General features: G+C 42.9%; 14 protein-coding genes and 1 pseudogene. 10 read left to right on the top strand and 5 right to left on the bottom strand.

Annotated elements, in window-relative coordinates; genetic code table 11:
- Positions 1-36: 36 nt before the first annotated feature.
- Both AC6IZ0_RS10555 and AC6IZ0_RS10550 read right to left on the bottom strand, forming a co-directional pair.
- A complete protein-coding gene (locus AC6IZ0_RS10555) occupies positions 37-177 on the bottom strand; it encodes a hypothetical protein (protein ID WP_271731743.1) in 141 nt (46 codons plus the stop codon).
- Positions 178-196: 19 nt separating this feature from the next.
- Positions 197-1,060: a cyanophycinase gene (locus AC6IZ0_RS10550; RefSeq protein ID WP_271731775.1), complete on the bottom strand. Its 864-nt coding sequence runs from the start codon at positions 1,058-1,060 to the stop codon at positions 197-199.
- A 643-nt stretch (positions 1,061-1,703) separates the two neighbouring features.
- Here AC6IZ0_RS10550 and trmD point away from each other — a divergent pair.
- Genes trmD through argH form a run of 5 tightly spaced genes read left to right on the top strand, consistent with a single transcriptional unit; the run spans position 1,704 to position 6,957 of the window.
- The gene (gene trmD / locus AC6IZ0_RS10545) at positions 1,704-2,450 is read left to right on the top strand and encodes a tRNA (guanosine(37)-N1)-methyltransferase TrmD (protein WP_497722864.1); all 747 of its coding nucleotides are present in this window, start codon (positions 1,704-1,706) and stop codon (positions 2,448-2,450) included.
- Positions 2,451-2,452: 2 nt separating this feature from the next.
- Positions 2,453-2,935 (top strand): 2-C-methyl-D-erythritol 2,4-cyclodiphosphate synthase, encoded by a 483-nt coding sequence (ispF, locus tag AC6IZ0_RS10540; protein WP_271731740.1) that lies wholly within the window; start codon positions 2,453-2,455, stop codon positions 2,933-2,935.
- 36 nt (positions 2,936-2,971) lie between these two features.
- Positions 2,972-4,756 carry an ABC transporter substrate-binding protein gene (locus tag AC6IZ0_RS10535; protein ID WP_497722863.1) on the top strand — a complete coding sequence of 595 codons (1,785 nt, stop codon included), beginning with the start codon at positions 2,972-2,974 and terminating at the stop codon, positions 4,754-4,756.
- Between the two features lie 28 nt (positions 4,757-4,784).
- The gene (larB, locus tag AC6IZ0_RS10530) at positions 4,785-5,561 is read left to right on the top strand and encodes a nickel pincer cofactor biosynthesis protein LarB (RefSeq protein WP_497722862.1); all 777 of its coding nucleotides are present in this window, start codon (positions 4,785-4,787) and stop codon (positions 5,559-5,561) included.
- A gap of 10 nt (positions 5,562-5,571) precedes the next feature.
- A complete protein-coding gene (gene argH / locus AC6IZ0_RS10525; RefSeq protein WP_271731735.1) occupies positions 5,572-6,957 on the top strand; it encodes an argininosuccinate lyase in 1,386 nt (461 codons plus the stop codon).
- Between the two features lie 144 nt (positions 6,958-7,101).
- On the opposite strand, the gene AC6IZ0_RS10520 is transcribed toward argH, so the two are convergent.
- Positions 7,102-7,269, bottom strand: coding sequence for an Asl3888 family RNA-binding protein (locus AC6IZ0_RS10520; protein WP_271731734.1), 168 nt, complete (start codon positions 7,267-7,269; stop codon positions 7,102-7,104).
- A 375-nt stretch (positions 7,270-7,644) separates the two neighbouring features.
- Here AC6IZ0_RS10520 and AC6IZ0_RS10515 point away from each other — a divergent pair, with 375 nt between their 5' ends.
- The gene (locus AC6IZ0_RS10515) at positions 7,645-8,136 is read left to right on the top strand and encodes an NUDIX hydrolase (RefSeq protein WP_271731733.1); all 492 of its coding nucleotides are present in this window, start codon (positions 7,645-7,647) and stop codon (positions 8,134-8,136) included.
- A 37-nt stretch (positions 8,137-8,173) separates the two neighbouring features.
- The gene (locus AC6IZ0_RS10510) at positions 8,174-9,010 is read left to right on the top strand and encodes an alpha/beta fold hydrolase (RefSeq protein ID WP_497722860.1); all 837 of its coding nucleotides are present in this window, start codon (positions 8,174-8,176) and stop codon (positions 9,008-9,010) included.
- A 15-nt stretch (positions 9,011-9,025) separates the two neighbouring features.
- On the opposite strand, the gene AC6IZ0_RS10505 is transcribed toward AC6IZ0_RS10510, so the two are convergent.
- A complete protein-coding gene (locus AC6IZ0_RS10505; RefSeq protein WP_497722859.1) occupies positions 9,026-9,832 on the bottom strand; it encodes a pantothenate kinase in 807 nt (268 codons plus the stop codon).
- Positions 9,833-9,941: 109 nt separating this feature from the next.
- Between AC6IZ0_RS10505 and AC6IZ0_RS10500 the strand changes: the two are divergent.
- Together AC6IZ0_RS10500 and AC6IZ0_RS10495 are read left to right on the top strand one after the other, a co-directional pair.
- A pseudogene (locus tag AC6IZ0_RS10500) lies at positions 9,942-11,656 on the top strand (diflavin flavoprotein).
- Positions 11,657-11,688: 32 nt separating this feature from the next.
- Complete coding sequence (locus AC6IZ0_RS10495) at positions 11,689-13,422, top strand: diflavin flavoprotein (protein WP_497722858.1); 1,734 nt, start codon at positions 11,689-11,691, stop codon at positions 13,420-13,422.
- A gap of 101 nt (positions 13,423-13,523) precedes the next feature.
- Here the strand turns inward: AC6IZ0_RS10495 and AC6IZ0_RS10490 are convergent, their stop codons facing one another.
- Positions 13,524-14,072: a phycobiliprotein lyase gene (locus AC6IZ0_RS10490; protein WP_271731728.1), complete on the bottom strand. Its 549-nt coding sequence runs from the start codon at positions 14,070-14,072 to the stop codon at positions 13,524-13,526.
- A gap of 524 nt (positions 14,073-14,596) precedes the next feature.
- On the opposite strand from AC6IZ0_RS10490, the gene AC6IZ0_RS10485 reads away from it, so the two are divergent.
- Positions 14,597-15,949, top strand: coding sequence for an efflux RND transporter periplasmic adaptor subunit (locus AC6IZ0_RS10485; protein WP_497722856.1), 1,353 nt, complete (start codon positions 14,597-14,599; stop codon positions 15,947-15,949).
- Positions 15,950-16,041: the final 92 nt, after the last annotated feature.

Below are 16,041 nucleotides of genomic sequence, written 5' to 3'. Positions count from 1 at the left end.
AGGTAGATGGAGATTCGGAACCAAAATTCTAGTTTCTTACTGAAATTGACCGCTAAACTGTTTATGGTGAACAGTTTTTGTGTTAGTGTTAGCGGGGCTAGCAACAAAACAGGGTACTTGGTCATTGGGGGAGTCTAGTTTTTTGGGAATTTGATAGGGTAGCGTGGCGTAAGCCATATTTTTCCTCCCCCTTGTTTTAGCGGTCGATCCGGTGTACAGCAGGTAATACAGTCCGCTGATATAGGTGAAAGCGATCGCCATAGCTGAGGATGTGCAATCGTAAATTATGCACTGTGAGAGGTTCATTAGCGCCCACATGAGGCTCGTTGGTGTGGCTCACTTCTGTGGGATCGACAATAGTGACACTTCCTTTACCGACAACTTGTAGCCAACCATCACGTTCAAATACAGCACAAGTATCTTCATCAATTCCAATCCCTAGGCGGTCGGGATGAGCGGCGATCGCACTAATCAACCGACCCATGCGATTACGATTGTGAAAATGCTGGTCAACAATCACCTCCGGAATAAAACCCAAACCCGTTGCCATATCGACCAGGGAACGATTTGGAGTTTCACCACTACCACCACCAGCAATCATATGATGCCCCATCACTGCGGCTCCGGCACTAGTACCGGCCAGTGTCAGTTGTCCGTCCCGTACCCGTTGGCGGATAATTTCCATAGCTGGCGTATCTGAGAGTACGCCACAAAGACGCAATTGGTCGCCTCCAGTGAGAAATACACCACTACAGGATTCCAAGGACTCTTTGACAAGGCTGGTTTCGCACTGTTCGCGTTCGCGTATGTCTAAAATCTCGACTTTGTCTGCACCCATTTCTTCAAATAGGCGAATATATCTACCCCCGATGATAGCTGGTTCGCGAGAAGCCGATGGAATAATTGTAATATAGGCCTTACTAGCACCAGCACGGCCAAAAAAAGTTCTGAGGATATCGCGTCCATGAACTTTATCTTCTGCGCCTCCGATAACCAGAACGGCGGTTTTAGTTGCTTGGGGTGTCCTCATTTCCAGCGATTTAGCTTTTAATTGCGGCATTGTGTTTCTCCTGTCAACAACTTCAGGTGAATAGAACAAGGTATGGCTATGGACACTCAGGGGAATGGCTAACACCAAGGAAGCGATTGCACTTCGCTTTTTGGGGGAGAAACTTGTCCTAAACTTAGCATCGGGGTAACTTGCCGATTTAACTTCTGGACTGATCCACATGTTCCCGTAGCGTCTCCGTTAGGATAAGCCTTAATATTCATGTGTTGTTTACTGTTCCTCAAAGCCGGTGCCTTGTTGTTCACCTGTACACTTTTTCCAGACTGGCAAAATAATGCTGGGGAGACTGGAGATGACACTTGTGTTCGGTGGGTTTCCCCCCTTTGACGAAATGTCCTTTTCCCCTCTGGTATTGCGGTCTATCAGGTTTTAACACGCTTTTCTTGAGGCTGGGCCTATGCAGCCACTGAAGTTGTTAACTTGCTCAGATTATTAATTTAAATGTACTTGTGACAATATTTAAACACAAATTAAGTAATTAGAAAAACTTTTGATCCTACTAAAATCAAGAGATTTTCTGAGATCGTTCAGAAAATCCTCTTGATTAAACTTGTCTGTAGTTCTATCCTACATTGAGCGATTGTGTTTGCTAGACATTCAAATTTAAGATTAGTGTTCTCCAATACGAATTACTGTGCGCTTTGATATAGTTACACTTTTTCCTGACTGTTTTACCTCACTTTTAAGTTCCGGTCTGCTAGCCAAAGCCTTAGCTAAACGGATTGCTCAAGTAAATCTGCTTAACCCCAGGGATTTTACCACCGATAAGCACCATAAGGCTGACGATGAACCCTATGGCGGTGGCGTAGGGATGCTGATGAAGCCAGAACCAATCTTTGCTGCTGTGGAATCGTTGCCAACTCTACCACGCAGAGAGATTATTTTTATGAGCCCCCAGGGTCAAACCATGAATCAACCCCTATTGAAGGAATTGGCTACGAATTATGACCAGCTAGTAGTCATCTGCGGCCATTACGAAGGAGTAGATGAGAGGGTACTCCGTTTAGTCAATCGGGAGGTATCTTTAGGAGATTTTATTCTCACCGGGGGAGAAATTCCAGCTATGGCATTGCTCAATGGTGTAGTCAGGCTTCTACCAGGTACTGTAGGTAAAGTCGAGTCCCTGAAGTCAGAAAGTTTTGAGGAGGGATTGCTAGATTACCCCCAGTACACTCGCCCGGCTGATTTTCGCGGCTGGAAAGTTCCCGATGTCTTACTATCTGGAAATCATGCGGAAATAGCTCGATGGCGATATCAGCAACAACTCAAAAGAACGGCTGATCGCCGTCCCGATTTGCTGCAAAAATGGCAACAGGAGAAGCAGCAATTGGGGGAAAAGACATTCCCCAATGACCCATCACGACAAAACAATCAATCATAACCATGAATATTCGCATTGGCAACGGCTACGATATCCACAAATTAGTCAGCGATCGCCCTTTAATTCTGGGAGGAATCCCAATTCCTCACGAATTTGGTTTATTAGGGCATAGTGACGCTGATGTCCTCATTCACGCCATCATGGATGCTATGTTAGGGGCCTTATCCTTGGGGGATATTGGTCATTATTTTCCTCCCACTGATCCCCAATGGGCTGGGGCTGATAGTGTAGTTCTATTAACTCAAGTACATCAACTCATCAAGGAACAAGGTTGGCAAATAGGTAATATTGACTCGGTAGTAGTAGCAGAACGTCCCAAATTAAAGCCGCATATTGAAAAAATGCGTGCTAATTTAGCCTCTGTTTTAGAGTTAGTACCCAATCAAATCGGCATCAAAGCCACGACTAATGAAAAATTAGGCCCCGTTGGTCGCGAAGAAGGTATATGTGCTTATGCAATAGTTTTATTATCAGCTAAAAACTGATTAGTCAATTTATTTAATAAAACTAAACGATAAATTATGATATTCAGTAACAAAATATCTAAACCAATAAAAGGTTTTTGGTTATTCATATGTTTAGTGGCTTTTACAGCTATGACAATTATAGCCTGTAACCCATCTAAATTCCCAACTAAATCCGCAGAATTACCGCAATTAATCAACAGCATTCTCAGTGATCCGAAAACCTTTAATTATGCGCTGAGTTCCGAATCTCCTAATATTTTCGGTTTAACTTACGAGGGATTAACTACCCAGAATCCCATCACAGGGGAAATTGAGCCAGTGTTAGCAGAATCATGGTCAGTTACCGATGATAAATTAGGGTTTATTTTTACCCTCAGAGAGGGTTTAAAATGGTCAGATGGGCAACCACTAACAGTAGACGATGTTGTTTTCACTTATAACGACATCTACCTCAACGAAGAAATTCCCACAGATACTAGAGATATTCTCAGAGTAGGTGACAGCCGCGCATTACCTAAAGTAGAAAAAATTGATGCCCGGCGGGTTAAATTTACTACTCCAGAACCATTTGCGCCCTTTTTGGGAACATTAGGAATCCCAATTTTACCCGCCCATGTCTTGGAAAAATCCATCACAACAAAAGACCGAGAAGGTAAGCCTATATTTCTCTCCAAGTGGGGCGTTGATACTCCTGTCGATGAAATCATCGTCAATGGCCCATACAAATTAGAGCGTTATGATACAAGTCAGCGTGTAATTTTCCAGCGTAACCCCTATTATTGGCGTAAAGGCCCACAAGGAAAATCTCAACCTTATATTGAACGGATAGTATGGCCAATTGTCGAATCTACAGATACTTCAATGCTGCAATTTCGTTCTGGTGGTTTAGATGCTGTGGGAGTGACACCAGATTACTTTTCTTTGCTCAAAAAGCAAGAAAAACAGGGTAATTTCACCATCTATAACGGCGGTCCAGCGACTGGAACCTCCTTTGTTGTGTTTAATCTCAACAAAGGTAGAAGAGATGGTAAACCTCTGGTAGACCCGATAAAGTCTCGTTGGTTTAATACAGTTGAATTTCGGCAAGCAGTAGCTTATGCTATTGACCGCCAAACCATGATTAATAATACTTTCCGCGGCTTGGGTCAAACTCAAGACTCACCCATTACCATCCAGAGTCCTTTTTATATGTCTCCGGAACAGGGACTAAAAACCTACGATTACAATCCTGAAAAAGCCAAAGAATTGCTCAAAAAGGCTGGTTTTAAATATAATACCCAAGGTCAACTATTAGATTACCAAGGTAATCGGGTTCGTTTCACCTTACTAACAAATGCAGGAAACAGAATCCGCGAAGCAATGGGGGCACAAATTAGACAAGATTTAGGCAAAATTGGGATCCAGGTTGATTTCACACCCTTGGCATGGAATACTTACACAGATAAGCTAGCTAATACTCTAGATTGGGATGCTTCTTTACTAGGGTTGACTGGTGGGCTAGAACCCAATAATGGCGCTAATGTCTGGTCACCTGAAGGGGGATTACATATGTTTAATCAAAAACCCCAGGCGGGACAAAAGCCAATAGAAGGCTGGGAGGTGTCTCCTTGGGAGGCGAGAATTGCTGAACTTTACATTCAAGCGGCCAGGGAATTAGACGAGGCCAAACGTAAAGAAATTTATGCGGAAACTCAGAAGATTAGCCAAGAATATTTACCGTTTATTTATTTGGTTAATCCTTACTCATTGTCAGCAGTGCGAAATAAATTTGAAAATATTCAGTATTCAGCTTTAGGTGGCGCATTCTGGAATATTTATGAAATCAAAATGACCTCCTAATTTTCCTATTCCCTCATTGAAAATTACCGTGAATCAACCCGAAAGTTTGCGATCGCTCTTAGAAGCGGTTGCTAATGGTCAAGTTACCCCAGATATAGCGTTAGACTCTCTAAAAAGTTGGTCGTATGAATCTGTGGGTGAGTTTGCCAAAATTGATCATCATCGCCAACTGAGAACTGGTTTCCCTGAAGTCATTTGGGGACCTGGTAAGACTCCAGAGCAGATTGTACAAATTATGCAGGTGATGCGCGACCGTAACCCGGTAGTGATGGCAACCCGCATTGAACCAGAAGTTTATACCGCACTGCAACCCAAGATTAGGGATTTACGATATTACGAATTGGCGAGAATTTGCGCCATTAGTCCCCCCATCATTGACCCAAAGATTGGCGGTTTAATTAGTATTCTTTCGGCCGGGACTGCTGACTTACCGGTGGCTGAAGAGGCGGCTGTAACAGCAGAACTTTCTGGTTTGCGTGTACAGCGTCTTTGGGATGTGGGTGTGGCGGGAATTCACCGTTTACTTAGTAATCGCCATTTGATTCAAGCCTCATCAGTTCTCATTGTTGTGGCGGGAATGGAGGGCGCTTTGCCTAGTGTTGTGGCAGGTTTAGCAGATTGTCCAGTGATTGCTGTTCCTACTAGCATTGGTTATGGTGCCAGTTTTGGCGGTTTAGCCCCCCTATTGACAATGCTCAACTCCTGTGCAGCAGGTGTGGGTGTGGTGAATATTGATAATGGTTTTGGTGCTGCTGTGCTGACCGGGCAAATTTTGCGAACAGCTGAGAAAATCAATTCAAAATAAAAGATTATCTATGACGAAAGAACAAACGTGGAGTCAACGATTTGAATCCGCATTACATCCAGCCATCGCTCGTTTTAATGCCAGTATAGGTTTCGATATCGAATTAATCGAATATGACCTGACTGGTTCTCAAGCTCATGCTAAAATGCTGGCTCATACGGGTATTATTTCCTCTGTAGAGGGGGATCAACTCGTGGCTGGTTTAGAACAGATTCGCCAAGAATACCGCCAAGGAAAATTTCAGCCGGGTATTGATGCAGAGGATGTGCATTTTGCTGTGGAACGCAGACTAACGGAAATTGTCGGCGATATAGGTAAAAAGCTGCACACGGCGCGATCGCGTAATGATCAAGTTGGTACCGACACTAGACTTTATCTGCGGGAGCAGATTCAAGCAATCCGCAGCCAACTAAGAGAATTTCAACGTGTATTACTAGATATAGCCGAAGACCACGTTGAAACTTTGATTCCTGGATATACGCACCTTCAACGTGCCCAACCCGTGAGTTTAGCTCATCACCTCCTGGCGTATTTCCAAATGGCACAACGCGACTGGGAACGCCTAGGAGATGTTGCTCGCCGGGTGAATATTTCCCCCCTCGGCTGTGGTGCATTGGCGGGGACGACTTTCCCTATTGACAGACATTACACAGCTAAACTATTGCATTTTGACACAATTTATGATAATAGCTTGGACGGAGTTAGCGATCGCGACTTTGTGATTGAATTTCTCTGTGCGGCCAGCTTAATCATGGTTCACCTCAGCCGTCTTTCTGAGGAAATTATCCTCTGGTCATCGCAAGAATTTGGTTTTGTCACCCTCAAAGATAGCTGTGCTACTGGTTCTAGCATTATGCCCCAAAAGAAAAACCCCGATGTACCCGAATTGGTGCGCGGAAAAACTGGCAGGGTATTTGGTCATCTCCAAGCAATGCTAGTAATTATGAAAGGCCTACCCCTGGCATATAATAAAGACCTGCAAGAAGATAAAGAAGGTTTATTTGACAGCGTTAACACCATCAAAGCGTCTCTAGAAGCCATGACAATATTGTTGCAAGCTGGGTTGGAATTTTGTCCACAGCGTTTAGCAGCAGCCGTTAGCGAAGACTTCTCTAACGCTACAGATGTGGCAGATTATCTGGCGGCTAGGGGTGTTCCTTTCCGAGAAGCCTATAACCTTGTTGGTCAGGTGGTGAAAACCACTATTGCCGCCGGTAAACTCTTAAAAGATTTAACATTAGAAGAGTGGCAACAACTCCATCCAGCATTTGCCACAGATATTTATCAAGCAATCTCCCCCCGTCAAGTCGTAGCAGCACGCAATAGCCACGGTGGCACAGGTTTTACACAAGTAAATCAGGCAATTACTACAGCCCGCACTCAAATTGGTGAATAACAGAAGTATAGCGTGGGCAATGGGCAGATATTTCTAGTCTAGCTTATTCCCAATGCGCAATGCCAATTAACAAATCAGGGGGTACATATAATATGTACCCCCTGAAAATCCAAAAACTCAAATAATTAAAAGATGTCAACAGAATTAGGACTCAGCGTCAGTTGCGGCTGCGCCCTCTTCTTCCTCACTCTTAGGAGGTCTTTGTTGGAACCTTCTCTGCATTCTTCCTGTAGTAGTCCGTTTACGAAACTTTCTGGCATACGCCTGGTTACGTAGCGCCTTTTCTTTTTTCGGGTTACGGCGCTTGGCCATGTTCACCTCATTTAATAAACAACAAAAAATCCCAACTAGGCATTACATAAGGAACATCAGCTACTTATGTCATTGATATATCTTTGGCCTAGATTAGTCATTATATAGTTTTAACAGCATACTAGTCTATCGTATTTCATTTATTTATGTCAATACTACCGAGAACTGCTTCTCCAGTGCCAAGGTGTTGATTATTGTGGATCAAGTTGTATTTAAGCCATAGCTAACCCAAAAAGTCAATCACTTCCGTGTGTAATGTATAAATACACACTAATATGTTTTTTTGGCAATCAATAAGAACATTGATATACTGTACAAAGTCTTGAGAAAAAACTGATTTCTGCCATTCAAACTCAATAAATAACTTAAGATTGAATGTTATTGCTTTTTTTTGCAACATTTGCCCAGTCGAGAAGTAATTTATGGCGCTTAGTACAAACGGTACTAGGTCTGATTTTCCGTCATCCTATTACTGGTGCTAGTATCATCCCAATATTGCCAGATGGTCGAATTGTCCTGATTAAAAGGCGCGATGACGGCTGCTGGGCGTTACCAGGGGGTATGGTGGATTGGGGAGAGGATATTCCTCAAACAGTCAAACGAGAATTGAGAGAAGAAACCGGACTGGAGTTGGTAAAAATTACCCGTTTAGTAGGAGTTTACTCAGCACCTGACCGTGATCCTCGCATTCATTCAATTTGTATTCTGGTTGAAGCTGAAGTTCAAGGAGAAATGGAGATTCAAGATACTTTGGAAGCTTTGGAAATCGAGGCTTTTCAACCTGATTCTTTACCTCTAGGAAAAATGTCTCATGACCACACGCGCCAGTTAGAAGATTATTTGAACGGCTTGACAACACTAGCATAAACGGTATTGTTGATTAGAGATTTAACCTTAGATTAAAGTGCATACACTATTCCGTAACTCCCGGAGACAACTCACTCAAGGGCTTTTGTTTTGGCGTGAAGCTGGTGAAGGGACTCCTGTAATTTTCTTACATGGTGCTTGGAACAATAGCAGTCAATGGGTATCAGTAGTTGAGTCACTATCTGATAATTTTCATTGCTTTGCACCAGATTTATTGGGGTTTGGTGAGTCAGAAAACCCTAATGTTCATTACTCGATTGATTTAGAGGTAGAGTGTATTGCCGAATTTGTTCAAGCTCTGAGATTGGAAAAAGTATACTTGATAGGGTATTCTCTTGGCGGTTGGATTGCTGCTAGCTATGCTTTGAAGTATCCAGAGCAAGTATATGGTTTAGTATTGCTAGCACCAGAAGGTGTAGCTGTGCAAGGACAGGAAAGATATTCTCGGAAAATGCGAAAATTTATCAAAAGTACACCAATCTTCTTGAAGATATTAAAATTCTGTCGGGGATTAAATAAAATTCCGGGGTGGAAAGAAAAAATTGACAAAAATTTTAGTTGGCGTCGGACTTTGTTAGAATATCCTGCAGCGTGTCAGATGTTGTTCCAGAGGCGAGATTCAGAAATTGAAGCAGAATTACTTGATAAAAGATTGCACTTGATGAAAGTTCCAGTGCTAATTTTACAAGGTGGTCAAGATTCACTAGATGCAGTAGTTAAAACTCAAACTTACACTCGCCTGCTGCCTCAAGTAGATTTGAAAATAATTGCTCACGCCGGAAATGATTTGCCTGGTTCTTGTAGCGGAATTGTCATTCGATATATTCAGAACTTTATCGAGACTAATTCCAACAATTCCAACTTTTACTACTAATTCGGTAAAGCCTAATTAAAAGAATCTGACTATTTCTCTCATTCCCCAAAAAATTAAATTTGGTTCCACAATTAAACGCGCTGCAATATCTGGAAATTTAAATTGCAGATATTTTAATAATAAAAGTCTATCGCCTCCTTTGATGACTATTTTAGCATCAGGAAATAGCCGCCACCAGGACATGCAAAAATCTTGAATCCCAGCTAGTAAAGTGTAAATAATCCCACTTTGAATCGCCTCTGGTGTATTTAAGGCAAACCTTGGAGGTAAATAGATAATTTCTATTTCTAGATCTGGTAATTGTGCGGTTTTTCGCCTTAAAGTAGTAAACTGTAAAGCCAGTCCTGGTAGAATTGCGCCTCCTAGCAAAGACTCATTAGCATCCGCACCCGTAAAAGTTAGTGCGGTTCCAGCGTCAATTACTAGTATGGGAAAACCAAATTTTTTTCCTGCCCCCCACAAGGCCAGCGCCCGGTCAATTCCCAAAGTGGGATACATATTTAAAAGAGGAATTTGCTCTAACGTGATCACACGCACATGAGGGTGATTTTGCCAAATTGCGGTTTGATCGGGGACGACAGAAGCTAAGAATATAGGAGGATGGGGAGTTTTCTCAGGGGCTATTTGCCTATTCCTGACATGGCCAGGCAAAATTTCTGGTGGGACATCATCGAGTGTTTGACATTGAGCTAGTTTTTGTATTATGGACTCCGAAATATGTTCAGTGTCCCAGGTGTGGGTCAGAGTTTCACCTGTGAACAGTCCCCAGTGTAGGCGGGAATTGCCAATTTCCAAAGCTAACCAAAGATTCTGTGGTTTCACACTTTTAATTTTTTTAACTCTGTCATAGTTTTTTCAATCAAGCTGAACAATCAAGGCGTGTCACAATACAAATAGGGGAAAAATACTCATTGCGTCAAGGAGGACAATTATGGTATCCACAACTCAAAAACGTCTCACTATAGAAACTGTGGCAATTGCTCAAGAAACCATAGCAATCCGCTCTTTAGACTGGGACCGCGATCGCTTCGATATTGAGTTTGGTCTGCAAAACGGTACCACTTATAACTCGTTTCTCATCCGAGGTGAGCAGACTGCCTTGGTTGACACTTCTCACCAAAAGTTTCGCCAGTTATATTTTGATATACTCACGGGATTAATCAATCCCACAGAAATTAATTATCTAATTGTCAGCCACACGGAACCAGATCATAGCGGCTTAGTGAAAGATTTGTTGCAAATGGCTCCAGAAATTACCGTTGTGGCTTCTAAGGTAGCAATCCAGTTTCTAGAAAACTTAGTACATCAACCATTTAAACGCCAAATTGTCAAAAATGGCGATCGCTTAGATTTAGGCAATGGTCATGAATTAGAATTTGTCATTGCCCCCAACTTACACTGGCCGGATACCATATTCAGCTTCGATCACAAAACCAAAGTTCTCTACACCTGTGATGCTTTTGGGCTGCATTATTGCTCAGATAGCACCTTTGACGACAACTTAGCAGCCATTGAGGCAGATTTTAAATATTACTACGAATGCTTAATGGGACCTAATGCGCGCTCAGTGCTATCTGCCCTCAAACGCATGGCGGAACTAAAAACCATTGATATGATTGCCACTGGTCACGGGCCGTTATTATCTCACAATGTGGACGAACTCATAGGGCGCTACCGTACTTGGAGCCAAAACCAAAGCAAAGCGGAAACAGCGGTGGGGATATTTTACGTTTCTGAATATGGTTACGGCGATCGCCTTGTCCAAGCCATTACCAAGGGTATTAGTAAAACCGATGTGGCGGTGGAAGTCGTAGATTTGGGGTCAGGGGTAGATTTACAGGAACTGAGGGAATTAGTCGGTCGGTGTACAGGAATAGTAGTGGGTACACCAAACGCGGGAAGCAATGCCAATATCCAAGCAGCACTCAGTACCATTTTAGGCTCTGCGAAAGAAAAACAAGCCATAGGCATATTTGAAACCGGCGGCGGAGACGATGAACCTGTAGATCCTTTACTAAATAAATTCCGTAACTTGGGATTAACAACAGTTTTCCCGCCAATTCGCATTAAGGATACCCCCACCGAAAACACTTACCAACTGTGTGAAGAGGCGGGTACAGACTTGGGACAGTGGGTAACACGCGATCGCAGCATCAAAGCTATGAAATCCCTGGATACAGACCTAGATAAAGCACTAGGTAGAATCAGTGGCGGACTATATATAATTACTGCCAAAAAAGGCAACATATCCAGCGCCATGTTAGCTTCCTGGGTTGCGCAAGCCAGTTTCAAACCCCTGGGATTATCCATTGCAGTCGCTAAAGACCGGGCGATTGAATCACTTATGCAAGTAGGCGATCGCTTTGTCCTCAATGTCTTAGAGGAAGGTAATTACCAAAAACTCATGAGGCACTTCTTAAAACGGTTCGCCCCAGGTGCTGACCGCTTTGCAGGTGTGAGAACTCAGCCTGCCAAAACGGCGCACCCATCCTCGCCGACGCTTTAGCCTACATGGAGTGTGAAGTTGTGAGTAGGATGGACTGCGGTGACCACTGGGCGGTATATAGCCACATCTACGAAGGAAGAGTATCCAAACCAGAAGCATTAACGGCTGTCCATCATCGGAAAGTCGGTAACCATTACTAAAAAGATGATTGATGACTGGTGATCCGTTAAAAATGAGTTTTAAAGCTATGACTTTCTCTGTAGACAAACCCCGTGACGTTCAAGCCCTTCCCATTGGGACAGATACTACAATACTGCGATCGCGCAGTTGGTCAAGACTGAGATTTGAAATTGAATATGCTCTTGCTAAAGGAACAACTGCCAATTCTTATATAATTCAGGGGCAAAAAATTGCTGTGATTGACCCTCCAGGGGAAACATTTACGCAAATTTACTTAGAAGATTTACGGCGAAGGGTTGATTTAAAAACTATTGATTATGTCATACTCGGTCATATCAATCCTAACCGCGCTTCTACTCTCAAGGCATTATGGGAAGTTGCACCCCAGATCACCTTTGTCTGTTCTAATCCTGGGGCTAAAAATTTACGCAGTACTTTAGACAATCAAGATTTACCAATTAAAGTTATGCGGGGGGATGAAACCCTCAACTTGGGTAAAGGTCATGATTTACAATTCATTCCCACTCCTAACCCACGTTATGCAGATCAGCTTTGCACCTACGACCCACAAACAGAAATCCTATACTCAGATAAGCTATTTGGGGCGCATATTTGTGGCGATCAGGTATTTGATGAGGGGTGGGAAGCAATCAACGAAGACCGACGCTATTACTTTGATTGTCTGATGGCTCCTCACCCTCGGCAAGTAGAAACAGCATTAGATAAACTTGCTGATGTACCCATCAGAATGTATGCTCCTGGACATGGCCCCATAGTGCGTTATGGCTTAATCGAACTGACTAAAGCCTATCGCCAATGGATTCAACAACAAGCCTCATCCGACTTGACAGTGGCACTGATTTATGCATCAGCCTATGGTAATACCGCCACCTTGGCCCAGGCGATCGCTCGTGGTATTACTAAGGCTGGCGTGGGGGTAGAATCCATTAACTGTGAATTTACAGAACCAGAAGAAATTCGGCTGGCGGTGGAAAAGTCTGCTGGTTTTGTCATCGGTTCACCTACCCTTGGCGGTCATGCACCTACTCCGGTGCAAACAGCTTTAGGAATTGTCCTTTCTACGGCTACTAATGATAAACTATCCGGGGTTTTTGGTTCCTTTGGCTGGAGTGGTGAAGCGGTTGATTTAATTGAAAATAAACTCAAAGACGCTGGATTTCGGTTTGGTTTTGATACTATCCGGGTGAAGTTTAAACCCGATGATACTACATTACAATTATGCGAACAGGCCGGTACTGACTTTGCTCAAGGACTGAAAAAGGCTAAAAAGGTGCGTGTTCCCACCCAACCAGCCACAAATGTAGAACAAGCAGTTGGCAGGATTGTGGGTTCTCTTTGTATTGTGACAGCCAAGGAAGGCGATATATCCAGCGCCATGTTAGCCTCCTGGGTTTCTCAAGCTAGTTTTAATCCTCCTGGTTTAACCGTCGCCGTGGCTAAAGACCGAGCGTTAGAAACGTTGATGCACTCAGGTAATAAATTTGTCCTTAATATCCTCCCGGAGGGTAAGCATATAGGTTTGATGAAACACTTTCTCAAACCTTTTGCTCCCGGACAGAACCGATTTGCTGGTGTTCCATCTGACGAGTCTGAAAGTGGTTCTCCCATTCTCACTGAATCCTTAGCATATTTGGAATGCTCCGTACAAAGTCGATTGGAATCAGGTGACCATTGGCTGGTTTATGCCACGGTAGATAATGGCAAGGTCTTAAATAAAGATGGTGTCACCGCTGTGCATCAACGCAAAACCGGAAGTCATTATTAGCTATGGCTACGCCACGCTATCACTATCAAAGGGTGACTTTGTGATTCTTTGCCATAGACAGGCCAGATGTATGGCTTACTCTATGATCCCCACTTACCATCCTAGAGTAAACCGTCCATTCTCTTTTCCAAATATTGACCAATCATCAATTCCTCTCCAGCACGGGAAATGATTGTCTGTCTGGTGCGGTATTTACTACCCACTAGTTTTAACTCCTCTTCAAACACTGACCCGTTGTACTCAGTTCTCAAACTGAGTGTTTTCGGGTTGGAGAAGTAATATTGAGCTGTGATTGGTTTGACTGTAGCAAAACCGCGATTGCGATACAAGGTATTTCCCAAAACTCCAAATAATGTGGAACCTTGAGATTCTTTTTCGGATCTGAGGACATCTGTAGTTTCCCAGGTAACTTGAGCGCCACAAATTAAACTCACCGAACCCGCTAAATTGTGGATATGACCCAGGTTTTGTAATTCATCACATCCTGATTCTAAAAACCGGATGGTGATTAAACTTTGTATTTCCTTGGTTTTACCTTCCGGTAAGGTATAGTAGCGTCTTTCAGAGCGCCACTGACCAACTGATTCTCGAAAAAACTCTGCAATCTGGTACTCGTCAGCGGTTTGTGCAAGTTTGAGGGGTGATGTCACTGTTAATTATCCTCGCCTATGGCTACGCGACGCAAGCTATCGCAAAAACTTATGTCATTTATATTATAAGAGTACAAAAGGCAATATTTCGTTGAGAAAATTAATATAAATTCAGAAATATTAGTTAATTTGCTAAAAAATGTATGTTTGTGTAAAATAAGTTTCATAGTTTTCTAGGTTAGAATCACCACTAAAAATTCCTAAAAGTCCTAATAGGAGAGGTGAATCTCAGCTATAATTGGCGATTTGAGATGGAAAAACCCGGAAAGAATCATCAGTAATGCAGTAACACTCTATACTGTAAATATCAGATTACCAAGTACAAAAAAATATTTACGCTTGTACTGGCAAGATAATGGTAAATACTTTATTAACTGCGATAGCGCAGTGTGGCGTAAGCCATAAGTAAAAAATAAAACTAAACAAGCTGTCAGAGTCGCCGTATAGATTCGTGCAAATATGCATGAGTCAGTAGAAATATACAGTCCCTTTCCACAAAAAACTGTCTTTATTGAGCAAATATCATGATTTTGGCGGTAAAAATCTGTTTTAAACCCACCTATAACGCCTCCTTAAACCAATTAATTGATCCCCAATTGTCAAAACCTTCTCTTCCTGCTCCCTTCTGGTTTGCATTACTACTAGGTGTGGGATTATTAACGGCTAGTTGTGGGGAGGTACCCAAAGAATCTGCTCACGCTCAATCTCAGCAACGTCGTGAAAGACAAAGCAGTAACAATCCTACACCTGTAGATGTAGCGATCGCCCGTACTGATTCATTAAGGGTTCAACCAACTTACACAGGGAATACCACACCATTTCAGACAATATCATTGCGATCGCAAGTAGAAGGAAGACTATTGGCTTTGAACTTAGACGTAGGCGATCGAGTAGAAAAAGGCGCTAAGGTCGGACTCTTAGATGATACCTTGCTCTTAATAGCGTTAAGACAAGCAGAAGCGGAACTAGCAGCCCTGAAATCAGAAGTAACCAAGGCAGAAACTCAAGTAAGTAATGTCCGAGCAGAAGTTGAAAGAATGCGGTTAGAATTATCACAAGCTGAGGCTGACTCCCAACGACAACAGGAACTCTTTCAAGCGGGGGCGATCTCCGAACAAACTGCGGAACAATCACGCACCAGATCTCTCACCGCTGCCCAGTTATTAAGAGCATCGGAAGAGCGGGTACGTACAGAACAGCAAGCCGTCACCACAGCCCAAGGTAGAGTAACTGCGCAACAAGCCGTAGTCGCTCAATTTCAGGAACGTAGATCCTACTCGCGCTTAATCTCCCCCATCACCGGTGTGATTACACAAAGAGTCACAGAACCAGGTAATCTTCTCCAACCAGGTAATGAAGTTGTACAGATAGCTGACTTTAGCCGCTTAAAAATCATAGTCCAAGTTTCCGAATTAGAACTATTTCAAATTGAAGTAGGACAGTCAGCACAAGTCAGTTTAGATGCTTTCCCCAATACCACCCTAATAGGTAGAGTCACACGGATCTCTCCAGCGGCTGATACAACAGCTCGCTTGATACCAGTAGAGGTAGTGATTCCGAATAAGGACAACAAAATTGGTAGTGGACTCTTAGCAAGAGTCAAATTTGAACCCCAGTCATCACAGCGAGTAGTGGTGTCTCAATCAGCTATTCAAGAAAACTCAGACGAGAGCAACAGTCAAGTATTTATAATTACAGAAATAGAAGGTAAAACCAAGGTAACAGCCCGTGCGGTTACTTTGGGTAACAAAGCCGATGGTAAAGTAGAAATTCTCTCTGGCTTGCAACCAGGTGATGCCTATGTTGTTCGATCTGCTCGGCCTTTAAAAGATGGTCAAGCTGTAGTTCTTTCAGTTTTGTCAGAAACAGCTAAGTAAAATTGTGACACAAAATTAAGCAATAATAAATACACAGATATAATCGGAAATTTTGGACTAGGAATTGATGAAGCTTCTTTTATCGGAGATGA

The sequence above is a fragment of the Anabaenopsis sp. NIES-4685 genome (assembly GCF_059725405.1).
This window is presented reverse-complemented; position numbering and strand designations above follow the sequence as displayed.

Excerpts from the sequence above, each read along its gene's own strand:
- AC6IZ0_RS10555 (WP_271731743.1), bottom strand. The coding sequence starts at position 177 with ATGGCTTACGCCACGCTACCCTATCAAATTCCCAAAAAACTAGACTCC.
- AC6IZ0_RS10550 (WP_271731775.1), bottom strand. The coding sequence starts at position 1,060 with ATGCCGCAATTAAAAGCTAAATCGCTGGAAATGAGGACACCCCAAGCA.
- ispF (WP_271731740.1), top strand. The coding sequence starts at position 2,453 with ATGAATATTCGCATTGGCAACGGCTACGATATCCACAAATTAGTCAGC.
- AC6IZ0_RS10535 (WP_497722863.1), top strand. The coding sequence starts at position 2,972 with ATGATATTCAGTAACAAAATATCTAAACCAATAAAAGGTTTTTGGTTA.
- argH (WP_271731735.1), top strand. The coding sequence starts at position 5,572 with ATGACGAAAGAACAAACGTGGAGTCAACGATTTGAATCCGCATTACAT.
- AC6IZ0_RS10520 (WP_271731734.1), bottom strand. The coding sequence starts at position 7,269 with ATGGCCAAGCGCCGTAACCCGAAAAAAGAAAAGGCGCTACGTAACCAG.
- AC6IZ0_RS10515 (WP_271731733.1), top strand. The coding sequence starts at position 7,645 with ATGTTATTGCTTTTTTTTGCAACATTTGCCCAGTCGAGAAGTAATTTA.
- AC6IZ0_RS10495 (WP_497722858.1), top strand. The coding sequence starts at position 11,689 with ATGAGTTTTAAAGCTATGACTTTCTCTGTAGACAAACCCCGTGACGTT.
- AC6IZ0_RS10485 (WP_497722856.1), top strand. The coding sequence starts at position 14,597 with ATGATTTTGGCGGTAAAAATCTGTTTTAAACCCACCTATAACGCCTCC.